Consider the following 19,133-nt stretch of genomic DNA (forward strand, 5'->3'; position numbering starts at 1 on the left):
CTCCTCCTTATACATGGATGGCCTGTCCTTCGGCACTGAGCCCCAATTCCATCAGCGCTTCGCCGATGGAAGGGTGCGCATGAATGGCTGAACCGAGCTCCAGCGCAGAAGCATCAAGGAATTTGGCGAGTGCCGCTTCATTTATGAGTTCGGTCGCTTCCGGGCCGATTAACGAGATGCCCAGAATATCCTTTGACTCTGGATCCGTGAGAATCTTGCCAAATCCTTTTGAGCCATTATTGATGACTGCCTTGCCGATGGCGGCGAACGGAACTTTATGAACATTGTAGGAGATGCCTTCTGATTTTAATGTAGCTTCGGTCATACCGATAGAGGCGACTTCAGGCGAGGTATATATACATCTTGGTACAGCGTTGTAATCCACTGGATAAGGCTTATTATCTGCCATATGCAGGACGGCATTAATCGCCTCTTTGGTTGCTACGTGCGCCAGTTGAAGGTTGCCGATGGCATCACCGACTGCATAAATGTGCTTATCCTCAGTCTGGTAGTTCTCGTTAACATTCAAGTAGCCGCCATCAAGTTTGATTTTGGTATTGTTTAACCCGATATCAGCAGAATTAGGTGCCCTGCCGATTGCCACAAGCACTTTATCAAAGATGCTTGGTTCGTCGTCACCGATGGCAAGGCTGACGGACTTCTCACCTACTTCTATGTCTGATTCATCCAGCGCATGACCAGTCTTGAATATGATGCCTCTGGCCTCTAGGGATTGTCTCAGCTGTTTGGCGATATCTGCCTCTTCTAGGGGAATGATCTGATCCCCCGCTTCAATTACCGTTACGGCAGTACCAAGGTCATTCATCAAACTTGCAAATTCAAGCCCGATGACGCCGCCCCCGATGATTGCCATTTTATCAGGGATACTCTCTAGGGTCATCATATCGTCACTCGAAAGCACGACTTCACCATCAAAGGGAAGAATCGGCAGTGGGCGTGGATACGAACCTGTCGCAATCAATACATGTTGATTTATGAGTATGTCGCTTTCTCGCTCTTCATCTTCTGGGTACTCTACTGCAATTGTCCCCGCCATCGGTGAGAAGATGGAAGGTCCCAATATGCGTCCATAACCGTTATAGACATCAATGGCATGTTTTTTCATAAGGTGTTTTACACCGTTATACATTTGGTCGACGACAGTGGTTTTGCGTTCCTGCACTTTAGCCATATTGACTGCAGGTGTTACCGATTCTATGCCAAAAGTGCCGGCATTTTTCATGGCGTTTGCGATTCCCGCTGACTGCAGGAGGCTTTTAGTAGGTATGCAGCCTTTATGGAGGCATGTGCCACCCAATTTCTCCTTTTCGACAAGTGCAGTCTTCAACCCCAGTTGGCTGGCTTTGATCGCTGCAACATAGCCTGCAGTACCGCCACCAAGTATAACTAGGTCGTATTCATGGGCCATTCGTTTTCCTCCTATTCATATACCTTCATTTCCTCTTCTCCGCTCAACACGCGGTAGCCACCTTCTGCAAGCGCCTGCATTTCTTCCTCGCCGGGATAAGTAGTATCCGGCGCGATGAACGCAATATATGGCCTTATGAGATCAATGAGATAAGTGCTGTACGCCAAACCGCCGGTGAATATGATCTGTTCGACCTCGCCTTTCAGTATGGCAGCCCGTGAGCCAATTTCTTTAGCGATTTGAACGGCTAATGCCTGGTATATGGCGATTGCCTTTTCATCACCGTCTAGCGCCATATTCTCAAGCTCCAGAGCGTCCTGCGTTCCGGCCAATGAGACGAAACCGCCCGATTTGGTCAATGTTTCCACGACCGCGTCATAATCCATGGCGTTATCCTCCATAAATCTGGCCAGACTGCCGTTCGGCAGAGTGCCAGTTCGTGTCGGACTCATCGGGCCTTCCCCTGCCAGTCCGTCATTCACATCGATTACCCGTCCGTGGGCGTGGGCGCCTACTGTAATACCACCGCCCATATGACATACGATGACGTTGATATCTTCGTAATCCCGGCCTATGGAATGCGCGTACTTGCGCGCTACAGCCTTTTGGTTCAGTGCATGGAAAATCGACTTGCGCCTGATTTCCTTAAGGCCGGTCATACGCACCTCCTCAACCAGCTCATCCACTACCACAGGGTCTGTGATCACGGCTTTGCAGCCGTACTTCTCCCTAAAGCGATCGGCAATCAGTGCACTCAGGTTAGAAGCGTGCCTGCCATATCTGTTTTCCCTCAAATCATCGATCATCTTCTGTGAAATGTTATAGGTTCCGCCTGAAATCGGTTTGAGGAGTCCGCCTCTGGCACTGACGATATCAATTTCCTCTGGTGCTACACGTTGTGCCCTAAGAAAGGTGCGGACCGCTTCAAGTCGGAATTCGGTCTGATCGGCTAAAGGTTTGACGGTTTCTTCAGTCGGGTGCTTCAATGTATCGGAAGCAAGTGGCCTGTCGTCTTCATAGATGGCCACTTTGGTTGATGTGCTCCCAAGGTTGAGCACCAGGATTTTATATGTCAAAAGGGTTACCTCCTGCTGAGAGGCGTCATTTCGTTTAGGGAGAAAGTACTTTTGACATGCATCATGCTCTTGATCCTTTCTTCTGCCAAACGATCCGCTGCAACTGCCGGCGTCACATTGTCGCGCTTTGCAATGGAGAAGATTTTATCCATCTGGTCGTATATGCCCCTCACTTTACTTTCGGCACGTTCTGCATTATAGCCCTGAAGCTCATCCGCTACTGTGATCACGCCGCCGCAGTTTGTAACATAGTCAGGCGCATATATGATGCCTCTTTCTTCCAGCATACGGCCGTGTTTATCATCATCAAGAAGCTGGTTATTGGCACTGCCGCAAACAGCTGCCACTTTCAATTCAGGGATCGTATCGTCGTTCAGTATGCCGCCGAGCGCACAAGGTGCGAAGATGTCTGCATCGACAGAGTAGATGTCATCTATTCCTACTGCTTCCGCGCCGAAATCAGTGACGGCACGATTTACGGCATCTTCATTGATATCTGTGACGATCAGTTTGGCACCTTCTTCATGAAGGTGTTTGCAGAGGCCATAGGAAACGTTGCCCACACCTTGTACAGCTACAGTTTTTCCGCTCAGGGAATCGTCGCCAAAAGCTTCTTTCGCTGTACGTTTCATTGCCATATAGACGCCAAGAGCCGTCATGGGGCTTGGGTTACCACTTGAGCCGTATGATTCGCTCACTCCGCAGACATAAGGCGTCTCCTGATAGATGAGGTCCATATCGCTTACAGTTGTGCCAACGTCTTCTGCTGTGATGTATCTGCCTCCAAGGCTCTGTATGTAACGGCCCAACGCTCTGAAGAAGGCTTCTGATTTGTCTTTGGAAGCATCTCCTATGATAGCTGTCTTACCGCCCCCGAGATCAAGGCCGGCTGCTGCATTTTTATACGTCATGCCTTTAGCCAAACGGAGTACATCTTCTATTGCTTCTTCTTCGGTGTCGTAGTTCCACATACGGCACCCGCCGAGTGCTGGACCAAGTGTTGTGTCGTGGATGCAGATGATTGCCTTCAAACCGCTTGTTTCATCGTGACAGAAAACCAGTTGCTCATAATCGTACTGTTCCATTTTTTCGAATATCATTTTTACCACTCCATTTAATTATTTTGATAGTGCCATTGCCAGATTGATGGAATTGAATCTATCTTCAGGGCTATCGGCACGTGATGTAAGGACGATCGGGACCCGGGCCCCGGTCAATACGGAAGCGACCCTGGCACCAGCTGAATACACCAGTGACTTGTAGAGGATGTTCCCAGCTTCTATATTGGGGGCAATCAGTATGTCGGCATCGCCCGCCACCTCGGATTGCACCTCTTTTTGAGCTGCAGCTTTTTTAGAAATTGCCAGATCATATTGAAGTGGCCCTTCCATTATAATATCATATTTGAAGTCCTGAGTTCCCATTTCGACCAACGCGTGTGCATCTACGGTCGATGGCATCTTATCCGTCACTTTCTCGACAGCTGACAACAGCGCGACTTTAGGTTTGCTGATGCCAAGCATTTGGGCTGCTTCAGCTGTATTGTTGATGATCTGTTTCTTTTGTTCTAGATCTGGCGCAATATTCATTGCGGCATCACTGAGCAATAAAGCTTTATGGTAATTCGGCGGTTCAAACAGGGCGACATGGCTCAGCATGGTCGATTCGACCACCCCATGCTCTTTTTTTAATACTTCCCTAAGAAGTGTTGCGGTCGGTACCATACCTTTTACCAATATATCGGCTTTACCTTGGGCGATGAGCCGTAAGGCACTATGGGCCGCTTCTTCATCATCCGTGATATGATGGATGAAGAGGTTGCTCTCAAGCAGTTCCGTCTGCCCCATAGAATCCAGTAGGCATTCTAATTTCGGACGGTCGTCAATGAGGTGACATCTGATATCATGGCTTTCAATAAGTTTGATGACTGGTTTCAGCACTGTGATGTCCCCAGCCCTGCATATTGAAAGCGTTATCATTTTACTTGATTCTTTTTTGAATATTTCATCGAACTCCACCATATTCCCTCCCCTCAGCCATTATTATACAGATACGAAAATCAAATTACACGGCATTACTTAAACTTGAAATATTCAAAAGATTTAAAAATATTGATCATTTTTATATATGGGTGACTTGAGTTATAATGGGCTTAATAAATTTTAGACAGGTGGTTTAATGAAAAAAATCATTGCACTCCTTATCCTTGTCATGCCAGTGATCATGGCAGGACTTGGCATCAAATATATGAGGGATAGTGTATTCGGCATCGTCAATGACCCATTTACCCTTACAGTAGTCCAGTTCATCGTTGGGTTGGTAATTGCGATATTTGGCATATGGTTCATTGGAGGCTATATCCTGCACCGTGAACAGCGGCAGAACCGCGCCAAGGAAAAGTATATGAAAATGGTGGACAAGCCTCCCGCATGGGAGGAAAGGAAACGAAAAAAATGAAGAGACGCTTTAATGCGTCTCTTCATTTTTTGCTTTTATTAAGGTTTTGGCGTTTTCTAGAGCGGCGGCTGATATATCTGAACCACTGAGCATCCTCGCGATTTCATATGCATGCTCATCCTGATTGAGATATTTAGCATGGCTGGAGGTACGATGATCAGAGGTTTCTTTAGTTATATAGAGATGGTGGTCTGCCATTGCAGCTGCCTGTGGTAGATGTGATATGGAGATGACCTGCCTCGTCTTGGAGAGCCGCGCCATCTTCTGGGCCATGCGGGTTGCCACTTGTCCGCTTACTCCTGTATCGATTTCATCAAGTATAAGAAGGGTCTGTGCATCGAATTCAGTAAAGATGGTCCTAAGCGCGAGCATCACCCTGGCTATCTCTCCACCTGAAGCGATGCGGTTCATTGATTTTAAAGGTTCGCCGGCATTTGTTGAAATCAAGAACTCTACTGCGGTATAGCCTCTTTCATCAAAATTCGCTTCCGATATGCCGATTTCAAAGTCGGCCGCTGGCATATCAAGGTCATGCAGTTCTTTTTTTATGCGTGTTTCCAAAAAATGCTTCTGCTCGACTCTGTAATCGTGGAGATCTTTAGCATGATGCTCCATTTCCTTCAATGCCTTCTCCCTATCTTCCTGTAGTATTTCAAAGGATTGGGCAATGTTATCAAGCTCTGCAATATCGCGCTCCAACTTAATCTGGTAGTCCATCAGTTCATCGACTGTCATATTGTACTTGCGTTTTAGGGAATTGATGCTTGATAGCCTGGATTGCTTGAAATTGAGGGTTTCTTCATCATAGTCCAAGGCTGATAGGTCGCTTGAGACTTTGCTGTCCAGTTCATTCAACAGGTGATATGACTCGACTAATATATCATTGAATTCTTTATAGCTCTCATCAAAATTGGATAATGTCTCGATATGATTGGTGATGTCATAAAGCATGGTCTGCGGTGCATATTCTGCGCTTAATTGATTGCTGATCAGTGATAGGCTGCTGTTTATCTTTTCATAGTTGTCAAGATAGCCTATGTCCTCTATCAGCTTATCCTCCTCGCCCTCTTCAAGTCCCATTTCTTCCAATTCATCGAATTGGTGCCGGTACATCTGCAACTGTTGTACCCGGTTCTTATCCTTATACTCCAGTTCTTTTATTTTCGCTTCCAAAGCTTTGTATTTTTGATGATTCTGTCTGTATTTTTTAAAGGAAGGTCTGTTTTCCAAGTCGATGTATCGATCCAGATAAAGGATGTGCTGGCCGTACTCCAAAGCTTCAGATTGGGAAGATTGCGAATGGATGCTGATGACTTCAGACATTATTTCTTTCAGTGCGCCTAAAGTGACCATGCGTGAATTTATTTTTATGATACTTTTTCTGTTCTGCATGATTTCTCTGCGGATGATGTAGAGCTCATCTTCAGGAATGTCATTTTCTTTGAGGAGATGCTGTACTGCCCCGGTTGAAGGGAGATCAAAGACACCCTCTATAACCGCTCCTTTCGTTTCATAACGGATATCCTCCATGGATGCACGCTTACCGTAGAGATATCTGATGGCTTCTATGATCATTGACTTTCCGGACCCGGACTCGCCAGAAATGATGGTGAGGCCACTGTCGAAGTCCAGTTCAATATCTTCCAGTACTGCCAAGTTTTTAATTTTAAGTCTTATAAGCAAAATAAACACTCCAGTTTAGATCAGATTGAAGATTCTATTCCTGATTTCTTCCTGTGCAGTTTGATCTCTGCATATAAGCAGGCATGTGTCATCCCCGCAGATTGTCCCGACGACTTCTTCCCAGTCTAGCTGATCAATTATCGCACCGATTGACTGGGCATTGCCCGGCAATGTCTTCAGTACAAGCATATTGCCGGTATAATCGAGTTTAACGAAACTATCCATTAGATATCTGCCTAGCTTTTCGAGTGGGTGGAATTTACGGTCTTTAGGCATACTGTAGACATAGGCACCGTCTGGGGCCGGTACTTTGATCAGCTGTAATTCCTTTATGTCCCTTGAGACAGTGGCCTGGGTGACATTAAAATCATAAACGTTCAGTTTTTCGACAAGCTCTTCCTGGGTCTCCACTTTATTGTTGGTGATAATCTCCCGTATCTTGATTTGTCTGATGGACTTATTGGACATCAGTAAGCCTCCTTATACCATTCATGTATATTTATACACATAATATCATAAAATGAATGATTATAATATAAAAAAAGGACATCAGCCCCAGATGGTGCGCTGGATGTCCTTTTCTTCTACTAAATTTTCAATACTGCCCTGGCTGTGCTTAAGATGAAGCAGATACTCAATATTGCCTTTTGTTCCTGTAATCGGTGAACGTTCCAATCCTCTTATTGAAAGGGAGAGGGAAAGACACTCTGCCATTACACGGTTGACCACATTTTCATGGGTTACCTTGGAAGTGATGATGCCATCGGCTTCCCTCTCTTCCAGATAGGATTCAAACTGCGGTTTGATGAGGGCGATGATTTCGTAGTCATGGGCGAACAGATTTGTGATATGCCTGATTATCGGTACTACAGAAGTGAAGGAGACATCTATTGAGATGACATCAGGCAAACTTGGAAAGTCGCCTGTGGATGTATCTTTGAAATTAGTCTGTTCCATCACGGTAGTCCGGTCATCGACGCGCAATCTATAATCAAGCTGATTGGTGCCTACATCGACTGCATATACATGTTTTATGCCTTTTTGTAGGGCGCAATCAGTAAACCCACCTGTTGAACTGCCCACATCTATCATTATTTTATCATTTAAGCTAATGTCAAAGTATTGTACTGCATGATTGAGCTTTATTCCTCCCCGGGAAACATAGGGTTTTATGTTCCTGAAGCGGATATCAGCTTTACTTGGGTCAATCATTTCTGAAGGTTTATATATGGGGGCATTGTTGTTTAAAACCTTCCCAGCCATTATGATCCGTCTGACTTCTTCAAGGGTGCCTAAATTGAAGTGCTGGTGCACATGCTGATCAATTCTTGATTTGCTTGCCATTTGCCCGCTCCATCAGCAACTTCGACTGAAGGACTATATTTTCGGCTGTAATGCCGATGTCTTCAAGAAGCTTCCCTACATCCCCATGTTCGATATATTCATTATCGATACCGATTCTATGGAGAGCGTTATTGTAATCATTATCCGCAAGATAGCTTGCGATCAAGCTGCCCAGTCCACCAGTCAACATTGATTCTTCGACTGTAAGGATAGGTTTACCATTGCCGCCCAGTGCGTTTAGCATCTGATGATCCATTGGCTTAAGGAATCGGGCATTGACTACACCGGCTTTTATTCCGGCATCTTTCAACGTATCTGAAGCTTCTAGTGCAAGGTCAAGCGTAGGTCCAAAGGAGATGATGGTCATATCGTCACCTTCAGCCATCAATTCCCATTTTCCGTACTCGAGGATTTCGGATGTCCCTTCCTGCTTCAGGCCTTTTACATTGCCCCTTGGATACCTCAGCGCAATAGGTCCTTCATGACTGAATGCCAAATCGATCATCTGTGATGCTTCAATCTCATCTTTTGGCATCATCAAGGTCATATTCGGCAACGGGGTAATGAAGCTGATGTCGAAGACGCCCTGATGGGTCTCGCCGTCAGCACCTACGAGGCCGCTTCGGTCAATGCCTATGAAGACGTTCAGGTTTTGCCTATCCACATCGTGCAGCAATTGATCGAAGCCGCGTTGAAGGAATGTTGAATATATGGCCAGATATGGTCGCATGCCACTTGCAGCAAGGCCAGCTGACATTGTAACAGCATGCTGCTCTGCAATGCCGACGTCAAAGAAACGCTCCGGCAGTTCATTTTGGAATTTCGTCAGCTTGCTGCCAACAGGCATTGCAGGAGTTAAAGCAACAATCCTGTCATCGCTTTTGGCATGTTCAAGAACTGTGTTCGACATGAATTCACTCCATGATGGAGTCGATTTACTCCCGAGGACTTCTCCTGTGTCTATCTTGTAAGGCCCCAATCCGTGCCATTTGCCCATCTTGTCATCTTCTGCTGGGTGATATCCTTTGCCCTTTTTGGTGATGACGTGGATTACGACGGGTCCGTTGTAATCTTTGGATATCTGGATTGCATTCGACAACTCTTCGAAGTCGTGGCCATCGACAGGGCCGAGATATTTGATGCCGAGTTCTTCAAAGAAGATGCCATTCACTATAAGATATTTCATGCTGTCTTTGATCCTATCAGCCATATCCCTTAACTTGACGCCTACTTGTGGAAGGCGGTTCAAGAAATCTTCAATGTCATGCTTGACCCGGTTATATTGGGTGTTGGTGCGCATTCTGCCAAGCATATTATGGACTGCTCCTACATTTGGTGCAATGCTCATTTCATTATCGTTTAATATTATGGTCATATCGGTACGGTCGGAACCAATGTGGTTCAACGCCTCCAAAGCCATGCCGCCCGTCAATGCACCGTCTCCAATGATGGGAACGACGTAGTTTTTCTCACCTTTTATATCGCGCGCTTTGGCGATGCCCATTGCAGCAGAGAGACTCGTTGAGGAGTGCCCCGCTTCCCAGACATCATGTTCAGATTCACGTAATTTTGGAAATCCGCATAAGCCTTTATATTGCCTCAAGGAATCAAAATCGTTTATGCGTCCAGTCAATATCTTATGGATATAGGCTTGATGGCCCACATCGAAGATCAGGCGGTCCTCCGGAGAATTGAAGTGCTTATGAAGTGCAAGGGTCAATTCCACGACCCCCAAATTCGCTCCGATGTGGCCGCCTGTCCTAGAACATGACTCGATAAGAAAATCTCTGATGTCTTGTGCCAGTATTTTAAGTTCCTCTTCATCCATCTCTTTCAGGAATGAGGGTTCTTTTATACTATATAGATTCATATAGCAACCACCTTTAAATTTACTAATGCCAATTATACCACTTTTATGTAGAGGTCAAAATAAAAATGATAATTCATAATGATGAATTATCATTTATCTCTTACTGCAAAGCGTTGCAATACCCTATAGAGATGGGAAATATCTATTTCGTCGGCAAGTGAGTTGAGTATTGTTTCCGCTTCTCCAGTTAATTTGTCCAGTTCTTTCTTAGCGCCTTCCAGGCCATACGTTCTCACATAGGTCATCTTATTTTTCCGTGCGTCACTACCTGTTTCTTTGCCGGTGGTTTCAAGGTTGCCCTCCACATCCAAAATGTCATCTCGTATTTGGAAGAGGATGCCCAGTTTATCGCCGAATTCAAGAAGCGGATCCATAACAGAATCACTGGCCTCAGCAATTATGCATGCAATTTTTATGGGAAGTACGATCAACTGTCCCGTTTTGTAATGATGGATATCTTCAAGCTCGTTAAAGGTGATATTCTTGCCTTCTGCTTCTATATCGAGCATCTGTCCACCTATCATACCATTCTGTCCTGCTTTCTCCGACAATTGAGCGATGATCTCCACTTTCTGGTCTGGGTTCAATCGGGTATCCAGAGTTATGAGGTGAAAGCTTTCGGTCAGTAGGGTATCTCCTGCGAGTATCGCAGCAGCTTCTCCATATACTTTATGGTTGGTGGGTTCACCACGCCGGTAGTCGTCGTCATCCATGGCCGGGAGGTCATCATGTATAAGGGAATAAGTATGAACCATTTCCACCGCTGCTGCGGCTCCTACACCTTTCTCCAGGTCAGCACCCAATGACTCGAGTGCGGCAAAAAGCAGATAAGGGCGAAATCTTTTGCCGCCAGCCTTGATGGAATAGCTGCTGGCTTCTTCGATTGTTTTGGAGACACGATTCGTCTGAAGGTGGGCAAGGATTCTAGACTCAGCTTTTATGAGGTAATCATTCATATCATTCTTCATCTTCTGCCCCTTTCTTGTTAAGTGTTTCAACCTTCAACTCTGCATTTTTGAGTATCTTGTCGCACTCTGTAGTAAGCTCCACTCCTTTTTGGTAGAGTTCAAGCGATTCTTCAAGTGACACTTCTTCTTCATCCAATTTTTTTACGATTGTTTCTAGCTGGTTCATCTTTTCTTCGAATGTTTCATCTTTCTTTTCCGGCATCATTTCTCACCTCTGTTACTTTGGATAGGACTGTGCCATCCCTTAATGTCGTTTCTATGATGTCCCCATCACCTATCGCGTCCACTGTTTTGACGACCTGACCTTCGTTGGTGGTGTAGGAATATCCACGTTTCAATACATTCGTCGGACTCAGCGAATTGAGGCGGTCTAGTGATGCACCCAATGTTTGCCGTGATGATTCAATCTTCGCCTTGAGTGTCCTATCAAGATTTGCAGTGTAGGCATCCAGTATTTCGGCGCCTCTTCTGATTTTAAAGATTGGTGTATTATATCTTACGCCTTCTTTTGCATTCGATAGACGGTAGCCGCTTTCACGAATCTTTGATGTAACTCTCGAATCAAGGCTATCTTTTAGTGCGACCAGTTTTTCCGTCTGCTGATCATACAGGAGGTCCGGGTTTTTGAGTTTATAGTAGGAAGAAAACGTCGACAGTCGGTTTTTATCGGATGTGATTTTTTGATGGATGCTGCGTGCCAGGAACTTTTCCGTCTGACTGAGTTTTTCGAAAATATCGACACGGTCAGGGACAGATATTTCTGCAGCTGCTGTTGGTGTAGGCGCCCTCAAATCAGAAACGAAGTCGACAAGGGTTGTATCTGTTTCGTGCCCGATGCCTGTGATGATGGGGGTCTTCATGTTGAATACAGCAAGTGCGACGTCCTTCTCATTGAAAGTCCATAAATCTTCTATGGATCCGCCCCCTCTTGCCAGAATTATAGTATCCGCACCCGATCCATCCGCTTCTTCAAGACTTCGAACGACCGTCGTCCTACTTTTACTGCCTTGCATCAATGTATTGTAGATCGTCACTGTAACAAGAGGATAGCGTCGTTTAAGCGTAGTGACCATATCCTGCAGTGCTGCACCGGTTTGGGAACTGATTATGGCAATTTTCTTGGGGTACTCCGGAATCTTTTTTTTATGCTTGTCATCAAAATACCCTTGATTGCGCAAATCGGTTTTATCTTTTTCAAGCTTTTCAAAAAGCAGGCCGATGCCATCCATTTCTATGCTGTCTGCATAGATCTGGTATTGGCCACTACTTTCAAAAATGCTGACCCTGCCTTCGATGAGTACGCTCTGCCCTTCCTCCGGCTGAAACTTCAATGCGTGGGCATTACGCGAAAACATCACTCCGCGCAGAACGGCATCTTTGTCCTTTAATGCAAAAAATAGATGGCCACTCGAATGGTGTTTGACATTCGAGAGCTCACCTTTTAAATAGACACGCGTTAAATACGGATCTTGGTCGAACTTATATTTCAGGTACTTTGTCAATGCACCTACGGTAAGGTATTTACTGTGCTCCATCCGTGTTTTCATCCGTTTCAAAAATAAAGTTTTTGAGGACACCGTTGACAAAGCGGTAGCCATCCTTCTCCCCGTATTGTTTCGCAAGGATGATCGCTTCATTGATCACTACTTTTTTGGGGGAATCCCCATGAAGTATCTCAGAAATGGCTGTCCTCAAAATATTCCTTTCAACTTTCGGGATGCGTTCCAAAGTGTAGCTGGTCAGATGATTTTTAATTTCACCATCTATCCTGGACTCATGTTCTGAATGATAATCTACGATTGACTTGATGTATGGGTATTCCTGGTACAGATCATGGAATGATGCATCCTTTAGGTTCACAAGTCCATGATCCAGTTGGAACAGTATTTGAAATATTTTCTTTCGTTGTTCATGTCGGTTCATTAATAACACCATCTAATCATCTATTTGATATTTACGATATGGACATTGACTTCTTTTACAATATTATCCGTCATGTTCATAATAGTCTGGGTGACGTTCTTTTGTATATTTTCGGCAGTTCCATGCACGTTGTGGCTCTGGTCAAGCGTGACGTAGATTGAAAGTCGCACTTCCTTATCCTTGCTGTCTACTTTGACCCCGCGCCCACGATATTTTTTGCCGATCTTCTCGAAGTTGCCGCTGGCAAAGTTGTTATGCAATGCATGCACACCTTCTGTTTCCGTTACGGCAATACTTGCAATCACTTCAAGTACTTCGGGTGAAATCTCGATGCGTCCAAGATTTGCTTTATTTTCTTCAATAATCATATTAATCACCTCGTCAATTCATTATATCATGGTTTGACAGGAAGTTTGTATTATAGTCATTGTTCTTGAATGATTCATGGTTCAACAGATTCATATGGAAAGGAATTGTCGTATCGACTCCGCCAATCTTGAATTCGCCAAGTGCACGCAGTGCAGTGTTGATGGCTTCTTCCCTTGATGGCGCAAAAGTGATCAGCTTCGCGATCATGGAGTCATAGTAGGGAGGAATGACGTATCCAGCGTAGCAGGCACTATCCAATCTGACGCCGTAGCCGCCTGGCACCATGAAGTCGGTGATCTTGCCGGCAGAAGGCATGAAATTTTTGTAAGGATTCTCCGCATTGACGCGCAACTCGATCGCATGCCCCTTAAATTCAATTTCCTCCTGTTTGAACGGTATGGGTTCTCTTCTTGCGATTTTAATCTGCATTTTGACAAGGTCTACACCAGTGATCATTTCCGTAATCGGATGTTCCACTTGGATGCGCGTATTCATCTCCATGAAATAAAAGCTGTCGTCATTCAAGTCATAGATGAACTCGATGGTGCCGGCTCCGATGTAATCGATGCTTTTTGCAGCTGTCACAGCCGTCTGCCCTATCTCTTCCCGCCTTGCTTCGGAAAGCACCGGGCTCGGCGCCTCCTCCACCAATTTCTGCATCCGCCTTTGGATGGTGCAGTCGCGCTCACCAAGATGTACGACATTGCCATGATAATCTCCGAGCACCTGAATTTCTATATGCCTGAAATTCTCTATGTACTTTTCGATATAGAGGCTTTTGTTGCCGAAGGAACTTTCTGCTTCCTGTTCCGTCATCTTATAATTTTGGACAAGGGAGGCTTCATCCCTCGCAACCCGGATACCTTTTCCCCCGCCGCCATGACTTGCTTTAATGATGACCGGATAACCGATTTCTTCAGCGATTTCCTTTGCATCTTCTACAGAAGCCACAACGCCTTCACTGCCGGGTACGGTGGGTACGCCCGCTTTTTTCATCGTATCTTTAGCGACATCCTTAACACCCATCAATGAGATCGTTTCATGCATAGGGCCGATGAAAATAAGGTTGGATACTTCACACATTTCTGCAAAATCGCTGTTTTCAGCCAAAAATCCATAGCCTGGATGAATGGCGTCACAGCCGCTTTTTTTGGCTATCGTGATGATGCTGATCATGTCGAGGTAACTGTCTTTTGAAAGCTTTGGACCGACGCAGTAGGATTCAGTGGCGATTTTCCGGTGTAGGCTGTCCTTATCTGCTTCAGAATAGATGCTGACGGATTCTATCCCCAACTCAGTGCACGCTCTGATGATCCTTACAGCAATCTCTCCGCGGTTTGCAACCAGTATCTTTTTGATCATCGTACTCTGAACAATGGTTGATCGTATTCAACCATGTCTCCATCTTCGACAAGTATCTCTGTGATTTCACCGGAAATTTCCGCCTGTATTTCATTGAACAGCTTCATTGCTTCAAGAATGCACACTACTGAGGAATTATCGACCTTATCCCCTACTTTCACATATGGGTCCGCCTCTGGAGAAGCTGCTTTATAGAATGTTCCGACCATTGGAGCCTTGATCACCTTGCCCTCTTCTTCAGGTGATGGCTGCTGCGGCTGTGCTTCTGCTGCAGCCGGTGTTGAAGGCGCAGTAGCCGGTCTTGCAGACTGTTCTGGTTCTCCTCCGCGCTTAAGTTTGATTTCAACTTCCTCATCCTTGTATGTCAATTCGGTGAGTGAAGCTTTTTCCATTTTACCTATCAGTGAGTCAATATATTCATGTTTCATGTTCAGGCTCCTTAACTTTCAAAATTTCTGTCTTGTATTTTACGCAAGTGGTCATACCAATTCAAGTAAAAAATGAAAGCAGAGGCTACCCTGCTTTCACTTTCTAGGCTCTTGAAACATAATGACCGTCATCAGTACTGATGACAAGTGTGTCCCCTTCATTTACAAAGAGTGGCACCTGGAGCTGAAGTCCTGTTTCAAGAGTCGCGGATTTAGACGCGCCGCTTGCTGTATCGCCTTTGATTCCCGGTTCCGTTTCAACAACTTTGAGTTCTACGTTTTTAGGCAGTTCGACACCGAGTGTCTCCCCTTCGTACATGATCAGGGAAACATTCATGTTCTCTTTCAGGTACTGGAGCTCATCAGTAAGTGCCGAAGCATCCAACTCGACCTGCTCGAATGTATTGTTATCCATGAAGACGTGGTTGTTTCCATCTGCATACAGATACTGCATCTTCAAATTATCGATATGGGCTTTGCCCACCTTCTCACCTGCACGGAACGTTTTTTCCTGGATGGCCCCTGTCCTCAAGTTCCTGAGTTTGCTTCTGACGAAAGCGGCGCCTTTACCTGGCTTGACATGTTGGAAATCGACCACACGCCACAAGCCCCCTTCTATTTCTACTGTAAGCCCTGTTTTAAAATCGTTGACTGAAATCATAATAATCCTCCTGTATTCTCATTGATTTAGATGATGAACAGCTCTTTACTGCTGTGTGAAAGTTTCTCAAGACCTTGATCTGTAACGAGGCAGTCGTCTTCAATCCTTACGCCGCCTACGTCTTCAATATAGATGCCCGGTTCTACTGTAACACACATGTCTTTCTCGAGAACGGTTTCGCTGGACTTCGCCAAGCTCGGCATTTCATGCACTTCCAAACCGAACCCATGTCCAAGCGAATGACCGAAGTTATCTCCATAGCCGTGTTTCGTGATGATATCACGTGCAACCGCATCCGCTTCACGGCCGGTCATCCCTGTTTTGATTGCATCAAGTGCAGCCAGTTGGGACTCGAGGACGATGTTGTGTACTTTCTCCATTTCTTCTGATACGTGCCCGACGCCAAACGAGCGGGTTATATCAGATGCATACCCATTATAATATGCGCCAAAATCAAGTGTAATCATCTCGCCGGCCTCTATGATTTTATCAGAAGCCACACCATGCGGGAGTGCACCCCTGTAGCCGCTGGCTACAATGATATCAAAACTCGAACCTTCAGCTCCAAGTTTACGCATATGATTCTCAACTTCGTTGCGCACGTTGAGTTCACTCATCCCTGGCTTAATGTACTTCAATATGTGATCGTAGGTTTCATCGGCTATTTCGCACGCTTTTTTGATTATGGAAACCTCTTCTTGTGTCTTGAACATGCGGATTTTTTCAATCTCATTCGTCAAAGGTACAATCTCAAAGTTTTCAGGCAGCTTTTCAGAAGTATTGTAATTGATATGATGGCCCTCAAAACCAAGGGTGCGAAGGTTTTTCCCTTTGATGAATTCCACTGTGAAATCAAGGAGACCTTTATCCTGAAGGATGAATTCAAAACCTTCAGCTTGTGCCCTGGCCTGCGCATCGTACCTGAAATCAGAAATCAGGTATCGATTCTCCTTCGTGATGACTAAAGCACCGCTTGACCCTGTGAAGTTACTCAAGTATCTTCTGTTGTAGTCGCTCATGATGAGCAGTGCATCCAAGCTGTTCTCTTCTAAAAGGGTGTTCACTTTATCAAATTTAATCATATGTTTATACTCCACCTTTCAGATTACATTCTACATCAAAATAACCTTTATTTCAGTAATAGAATCATCCAATGTCGCTTATATCCCGACTTTTTTGTAATTTGCAAAACAATATCATCTTTTGATGTAACATGATATCATTATACAATGAAAATTAGGAGAGTCAGATTATGAAACGAATGACGTCGATCATACTGTCGGTGATGTTCCTGAGTGCCTGTAGCGGGAACCCGGTAGAACAGGATTTAAAAGAGGCGAATGAGCGTAACGAGGAGTTGAAGCGTCTTCTGCAGACTGAGGAAGTCTCGCTGCAGAAGAATTCACAGCGCCTTGAGAATCTGGAGCAGGAAATTTCCAAAATGAAAGAAATAAGGGGTAATCCCGACATAAGCAAGTATGTGCAGGATATCGAATCCTATGCTTCGGAAATGGAATCTTCTTTTGATGAGCTGGACAAAATGATAAGGGAAAACGAAGAATCGCCCCAAAATCTCCAGTCCAATTTCAAAGAAGTCGAAAAACAGATATCACGTACGATAGAAGACTATAATGATGAAACCACTGATGTTGAGTTGGATGATTACCTGAAACGCCGGCATGAATCCATTCTGCTGGCCAACGACGAAATCCTTGCAGCAATCGATATCTTGAACAGAGGTATAGAGAATGATGATTCCGATCTGTTCAAGGAAGGCCTCGATCAGCTTAAGCAAGTAAATGAATACTATTGATGAGGGAAGCGTGAACTGATGACCAATACGAAATATGGCGGTCAAGCCGTCATCGAAGGGGTGATGTTCCAGTCGCCCAGGAAGATGGTGACCGCCATCCGCCGCAATGACGATTCCATAGATTATTTCGAAATGGACCGTCCGCAAAAGGACTGGGTTCAGAAACTAAAGAAAATCCCTATCTTACGGGGGAATGTGGCCATCATTGAATCAAGCATATATGGGATGAAACATATGGACTTCGCCTCTGAAAGATATGAAAGGCATCCATCAGATGACATGAACATTGAAGCGGAGAAGCATGAAGCAAACAAGTCCAAAATCGTCTTGTCCACCGTTCTGATAGGCATACTTTCCTTTTTGCTCGGGAAAACCCTTTTCACCCTCATACCAGTCTTCATAGCTGAGGTATTCTCAGGGGTCGTCACTTCCCATGCTGGGCAAGTCGCCCTGGAATCTTTCTTCAAGCTTATTCTGCTGCTCCTCTATATTTACGCCATTTCAATGACCCCCATGATCAAACGCCTGTTTCAGTACCACGGCGCCGAACATAAAGTCATCAATACTTTCGAGGATAATGAACCATTGACGGTGGAGAACGTCCAGCATCATTCAAGGCTGCACTATAGATGCGGCAGTTCCTTCATACTCTTCACCGTACTCATAGGATTCATCGTCTATATGTTCGTGCCGGTCGATCCCTTCTATGTCAGAATCCTCAACAGATTGGCATTGATACCGGTAGTCATCGGATTGTCCTTCGAGTTCCTCCAGTTCACGAATAAGGTGAGGCACGTGCCGGTCCTTAAATGGTTCGGCATACCTGGATTATTGCTGCAGCTGCTGACTACAAAACAACCCGATCATAAGCAAGTTGAAGTGGCCATCGCCTCATTCAACAGATTATTAAGGAGTGTGGAATGAATGAAACGATTTTTGATGTACCTGGTACTTGCCATAGCTGCAATCGGCCTTGTAACCAACCTGGATTATTTCATGGGAATGATACTCAATTCGCTGGTGACCCTGCTGATCATCGGCCTCATCCTCTATGGAATATATTATTTCTTTATATTGACACCGAGCCAAAGAAAATATAAACGCGCACTCAGAAAATCAAAACGTAAATATAGAAATCGAAAATAATGAAACTGCCCGGTATTGGGCAGTTTTTTTATCATCTTTAAATATTGTCTGCCAATCAACCGACCACCCTAAGTTCATACACCGCCCCCTCCACCCCGCTTCAGTGATTTTCCCCACTAGATGTTCCTCATCATTTTCTCTTTTAAATTGTGTCGAACATCTTTATAATAAGCTTATGTGAAATTTTTAAGGAGAGATACAAATTGGATACTTGGTTGATTATTCTATTGGCGTCAATCGTCATCATCCTTCTTCTGGTAGTGAACGGCTACAGGAATATGAAGAGCGTCAAACCTCTTACGGAGGAAGAATTTAAAAAAGATTTGAGGAAAGTTCAGCTCATAGACTTGAGGGATAAAGAAAAATATGAATATGGACATATTATGGGTGCAAGGAATATTCCCATGATGAATTTCTCCATGAAGATGAATTCCCTTAGGAAGGACATGCCTGTCTATCTGTATGATCAGACGGGACGGTTGCCCTACAGGGCTGGGAAGATGTTGAAGAAAGCAGGATTTAAGGATGTCTACATGCTGAAAAACGGCATCAGCAAATGGACTGGCAAAATCAAGTCCAAAAACAAATAAAATAATGGCCCCGG

The 19,133-nt window shown here is 44.9% G+C and carries 22 protein-coding genes; 5 read left to right on the plus strand and 17 right to left on the minus strand.

Features of this window, described 5'->3' with window-relative positions; all coding sequences use genetic code 11:
• Positions 1-7: 7 nt before the first annotated feature.
• Genes lpdA through ACZ5LF_RS05925 form a run of 4 tightly spaced genes read right to left on the minus strand, consistent with a single transcriptional unit; the run spans position 8 to position 4,523 of the window.
• On the minus strand, positions 8-1,429 hold the full coding sequence (gene lpdA, locus ACZ5LF_RS05910) for a dihydrolipoyl dehydrogenase (RefSeq protein WP_380569539.1): 1,422 nt from the start codon (positions 1,427-1,429) through the stop codon (positions 8-10).
• An 11-nt stretch (positions 1,430-1,440) separates the two neighbouring features.
• On the minus strand, positions 1,441-2,505 hold the full coding sequence (buk, locus tag ACZ5LF_RS05915) for a butyrate kinase (protein ID WP_380569540.1): 1,065 nt from the start codon (positions 2,503-2,505) through the stop codon (positions 1,441-1,443).
• Positions 2,506-2,510: 5 nt separating this feature from the next.
• Positions 2,511-3,605: a Leu/Phe/Val dehydrogenase gene (locus tag ACZ5LF_RS05920; RefSeq protein WP_380569541.1), complete on the minus strand. Its 1,095-nt coding sequence runs from the start codon at positions 3,603-3,605 to the stop codon at positions 2,511-2,513.
• Positions 3,606-3,623: 18 nt separating this feature from the next.
• Positions 3,624-4,523: a phosphate acyltransferase gene (locus ACZ5LF_RS05925; RefSeq protein WP_464758971.1), complete on the minus strand. Its 900-nt coding sequence runs from the start codon at positions 4,521-4,523 to the stop codon at positions 3,624-3,626.
• Positions 4,524-4,683: 160 nt separating this feature from the next.
• On the opposite strand from ACZ5LF_RS05925, the gene ACZ5LF_RS05930 reads away from it, so the two are divergent.
• Positions 4,684-4,962: a DUF2627 domain-containing protein gene (locus ACZ5LF_RS05930; RefSeq protein ID WP_380569543.1), complete on the plus strand. Its 279-nt coding sequence runs from the start codon at positions 4,684-4,686 to the stop codon at positions 4,960-4,962.
• A gap of 9 nt (positions 4,963-4,971) precedes the next feature.
• Here the strand turns inward: ACZ5LF_RS05930 and recN are convergent, their stop codons facing one another.
• From recN to ACZ5LF_RS05995, 13 genes are all read right to left on the minus strand, one after another.
• The gene (gene recN, locus ACZ5LF_RS05935) at positions 4,972-6,654 is read right to left on the minus strand and encodes a DNA repair protein RecN (protein ID WP_380569544.1); all 1,683 of its coding nucleotides are present in this window, start codon (positions 6,652-6,654) and stop codon (positions 4,972-4,974) included.
• Between the two features lie 6 nt (positions 6,655-6,660).
• Complete coding sequence (gene ahrC / locus ACZ5LF_RS05940; RefSeq protein ID WP_380569545.1) at positions 6,661-7,113, minus strand: transcriptional regulator AhrC/ArgR; 453 nt, start codon at positions 7,111-7,113, stop codon at positions 6,661-6,663.
• 81 nt (positions 7,114-7,194) lie between these two features.
• Entirely contained in the window at positions 7,195-7,989 is a 795-nt protein-coding gene (locus tag ACZ5LF_RS05945; RefSeq protein ID WP_380569546.1) for a TlyA family RNA methyltransferase, read from the minus strand.
• Positions 7,967-9,859, minus strand: coding sequence for a 1-deoxy-D-xylulose-5-phosphate synthase (gene dxs, locus ACZ5LF_RS05950; protein ID WP_380569547.1), 1,893 nt, complete (start codon positions 9,857-9,859; stop codon positions 7,967-7,969). The genes ACZ5LF_RS05945 and dxs overlap by 23 nt, the downstream gene beginning before the upstream one ends.
• An 89-nt stretch (positions 9,860-9,948) precedes the next feature.
• Positions 9,949-10,827 carry a polyprenyl synthetase family protein gene (locus ACZ5LF_RS05955; RefSeq protein ID WP_380569548.1) on the minus strand — a complete coding sequence of 293 codons (879 nt, stop codon included), beginning with the start codon at positions 10,825-10,827 and terminating at the stop codon, positions 9,949-9,951.
• A complete protein-coding gene (gene xseB / locus ACZ5LF_RS05960) occupies positions 10,817-11,029 on the minus strand; it encodes an exodeoxyribonuclease VII small subunit (RefSeq protein WP_380569627.1) in 213 nt (70 codons plus the stop codon). The genes ACZ5LF_RS05955 and xseB overlap by 11 nt, the downstream gene beginning before the upstream one ends.
• Positions 11,010-12,362, minus strand: a complete 1,353-nt coding sequence (gene xseA, locus ACZ5LF_RS05965; protein ID WP_380569549.1) for an exodeoxyribonuclease VII large subunit — start codon at positions 12,360-12,362, stop codon at positions 11,010-11,012. The genes xseB and xseA overlap by 20 nt, the downstream gene beginning before the upstream one ends.
• Positions 12,349-12,750 carry a transcription antitermination factor NusB gene (gene nusB, locus ACZ5LF_RS05970; protein WP_380569550.1) on the minus strand — a complete coding sequence of 134 codons (402 nt, stop codon included), beginning with the start codon at positions 12,748-12,750 and terminating at the stop codon, positions 12,349-12,351. The genes xseA and nusB overlap by 14 nt, the downstream gene beginning before the upstream one ends.
• A 20-nt stretch (positions 12,751-12,770) precedes the next feature.
• Entirely contained in the window at positions 12,771-13,118 is a 348-nt protein-coding gene (locus ACZ5LF_RS05975) for an Asp23/Gls24 family envelope stress response protein (RefSeq protein ID WP_380569551.1), read from the minus strand.
• 13 nt (positions 13,119-13,131) lie between these two features.
• Positions 13,132-14,478, minus strand: coding sequence for an acetyl-CoA carboxylase biotin carboxylase subunit (gene accC, locus ACZ5LF_RS05980; protein ID WP_380569628.1), 1,347 nt, complete (start codon positions 14,476-14,478; stop codon positions 13,132-13,134).
• The gene (gene accB / locus ACZ5LF_RS05985) at positions 14,478-14,909 is read right to left on the minus strand and encodes an acetyl-CoA carboxylase biotin carboxyl carrier protein (RefSeq protein WP_380569552.1); all 432 of its coding nucleotides are present in this window, start codon (positions 14,907-14,909) and stop codon (positions 14,478-14,480) included. Before accB ends, accC begins: the two co-directional genes overlap by 1 nt.
• 103 nt (positions 14,910-15,012) lie before the next feature.
• Complete coding sequence (gene efp, locus ACZ5LF_RS05990) at positions 15,013-15,570, minus strand: elongation factor P (protein WP_380569553.1); 558 nt, start codon at positions 15,568-15,570, stop codon at positions 15,013-15,015.
• Positions 15,571-15,596: 26 nt separating this feature from the next.
• The gene (locus tag ACZ5LF_RS05995; protein ID WP_380569554.1) at positions 15,597-16,652 is read right to left on the minus strand and encodes a M24 family metallopeptidase; all 1,056 of its coding nucleotides are present in this window, start codon (positions 16,650-16,652) and stop codon (positions 15,597-15,599) included.
• 170 nt (positions 16,653-16,822) lie between these two features.
• Between ACZ5LF_RS05995 and ACZ5LF_RS06000 the strand changes: the two genes are divergently transcribed.
• From ACZ5LF_RS06000 to ACZ5LF_RS06015, 4 genes are all read left to right on the plus strand, one after another.
• Complete coding sequence (locus ACZ5LF_RS06000) at positions 16,823-17,383, plus strand: putative periplasmic lipoprotein (RefSeq protein WP_380569555.1); 561 nt, start codon at positions 16,823-16,825, stop codon at positions 17,381-17,383.
• Positions 17,384-17,401: 18 nt separating this feature from the next.
• Entirely contained in the window at positions 17,402-18,307 is a 906-nt protein-coding gene (locus ACZ5LF_RS06005; RefSeq protein ID WP_380569556.1) for a DUF1385 domain-containing protein, read from the plus strand.
• Positions 18,308-18,529 (plus strand): SA1362 family protein, encoded by a 222-nt coding sequence (locus ACZ5LF_RS06010; RefSeq protein ID WP_380569557.1) that lies wholly within the window; start codon positions 18,308-18,310, stop codon positions 18,527-18,529.
• Between the two features lie 203 nt (positions 18,530-18,732).
• On the plus strand, positions 18,733-19,119 hold the full coding sequence (locus ACZ5LF_RS06015) for a rhodanese-like domain-containing protein (RefSeq protein ID WP_344702842.1): 387 nt from the start codon (positions 18,733-18,735) through the stop codon (positions 19,117-19,119).
• The last annotated feature ends 14 nt before the right edge of the window (positions 19,120-19,133 follow it).

The sequence above is a fragment of the Salinicoccus siamensis genome, assembly GCF_055391965.1.

What these genes read in the sequence shown, in the direction of transcription:
- accB (WP_380569552.1), bottom strand. Translation starts at nt 14,909, where the DNA reads ATGAAACATGAATATATTGACTCACTGATAGGTAAAATGGAAAAAGCT.
- ACZ5LF_RS06000 (WP_380569555.1), top strand. Translation starts at nt 16,823, where the DNA reads ATGAAACGAATGACGTCGATCATACTGTCGGTGATGTTCCTGAGTGCC.
- ahrC (WP_380569545.1), bottom strand. Translation starts at nt 7,113, where the DNA reads ATGTCCAATAAGTCCATCAGACAAATCAAGATACGGGAGATTATCACC.
- nusB (WP_380569550.1), bottom strand. Translation starts at nt 12,750, where the DNA reads ATGAACCGACATGAACAACGAAAGAAAATATTTCAAATACTGTTCCAA.
- ACZ5LF_RS05945 (WP_380569546.1), bottom strand. Translation starts at nt 7,989, where the DNA reads ATGGCAAGCAAATCAAGAATTGATCAGCATGTGCACCAGCACTTCAAT.
- ACZ5LF_RS05995 (WP_380569554.1), bottom strand. Translation starts at nt 16,652, where the DNA reads ATGATTAAATTTGATAAAGTGAACACCCTTTTAGAAGAGAACAGCTTG.
- ACZ5LF_RS05975 (WP_380569551.1), bottom strand. Translation starts at nt 13,118, where the DNA reads ATGATTATTGAAGAAAATAAAGCAAATCTTGGACGCATCGAGATTTCA.
- efp (WP_380569553.1), bottom strand. Translation starts at nt 15,570, where the DNA reads ATGATTTCAGTCAACGATTTTAAAACAGGGCTTACAGTAGAAATAGAA.
- ACZ5LF_RS06010 (WP_380569557.1), top strand. Translation starts at nt 18,308, where the DNA reads ATGAAACGATTTTTGATGTACCTGGTACTTGCCATAGCTGCAATCGGC.
- lpdA (WP_380569539.1), bottom strand. Translation starts at nt 1,429, where the DNA reads ATGGCCCATGAATACGACCTAGTTATACTTGGTGGCGGTACTGCAGGC.
- dxs (WP_380569547.1), bottom strand. Translation starts at nt 9,859, where the DNA reads ATGAATCTATATAGTATAAAAGAACCCTCATTCCTGAAAGAGATGGAT.
- ACZ5LF_RS05920 (WP_380569541.1), bottom strand. Translation starts at nt 3,605, where the DNA reads ATGATATTCGAAAAAATGGAACAGTACGATTATGAGCAACTGGTTTTC.
- ACZ5LF_RS06005 (WP_380569556.1), top strand. Translation starts at nt 17,402, where the DNA reads ATGACCAATACGAAATATGGCGGTCAAGCCGTCATCGAAGGGGTGATG.
- ACZ5LF_RS05955 (WP_380569548.1), bottom strand. Translation starts at nt 10,827, where the DNA reads ATGAAGAATGATATGAATGATTACCTCATAAAAGCTGAGTCTAGAATC.
- xseB (WP_380569627.1), bottom strand. Translation starts at nt 11,029, where the DNA reads ATGCCGGAAAAGAAAGATGAAACATTCGAAGAAAAGATGAACCAGCTA.
- xseA (WP_380569549.1), bottom strand. Translation starts at nt 12,362, where the DNA reads ATGGAGCACAGTAAATACCTTACCGTAGGTGCATTGACAAAGTACCTG.
- ACZ5LF_RS05930 (WP_380569543.1), top strand. Translation starts at nt 4,684, where the DNA reads ATGAAAAAAATCATTGCACTCCTTATCCTTGTCATGCCAGTGATCATG.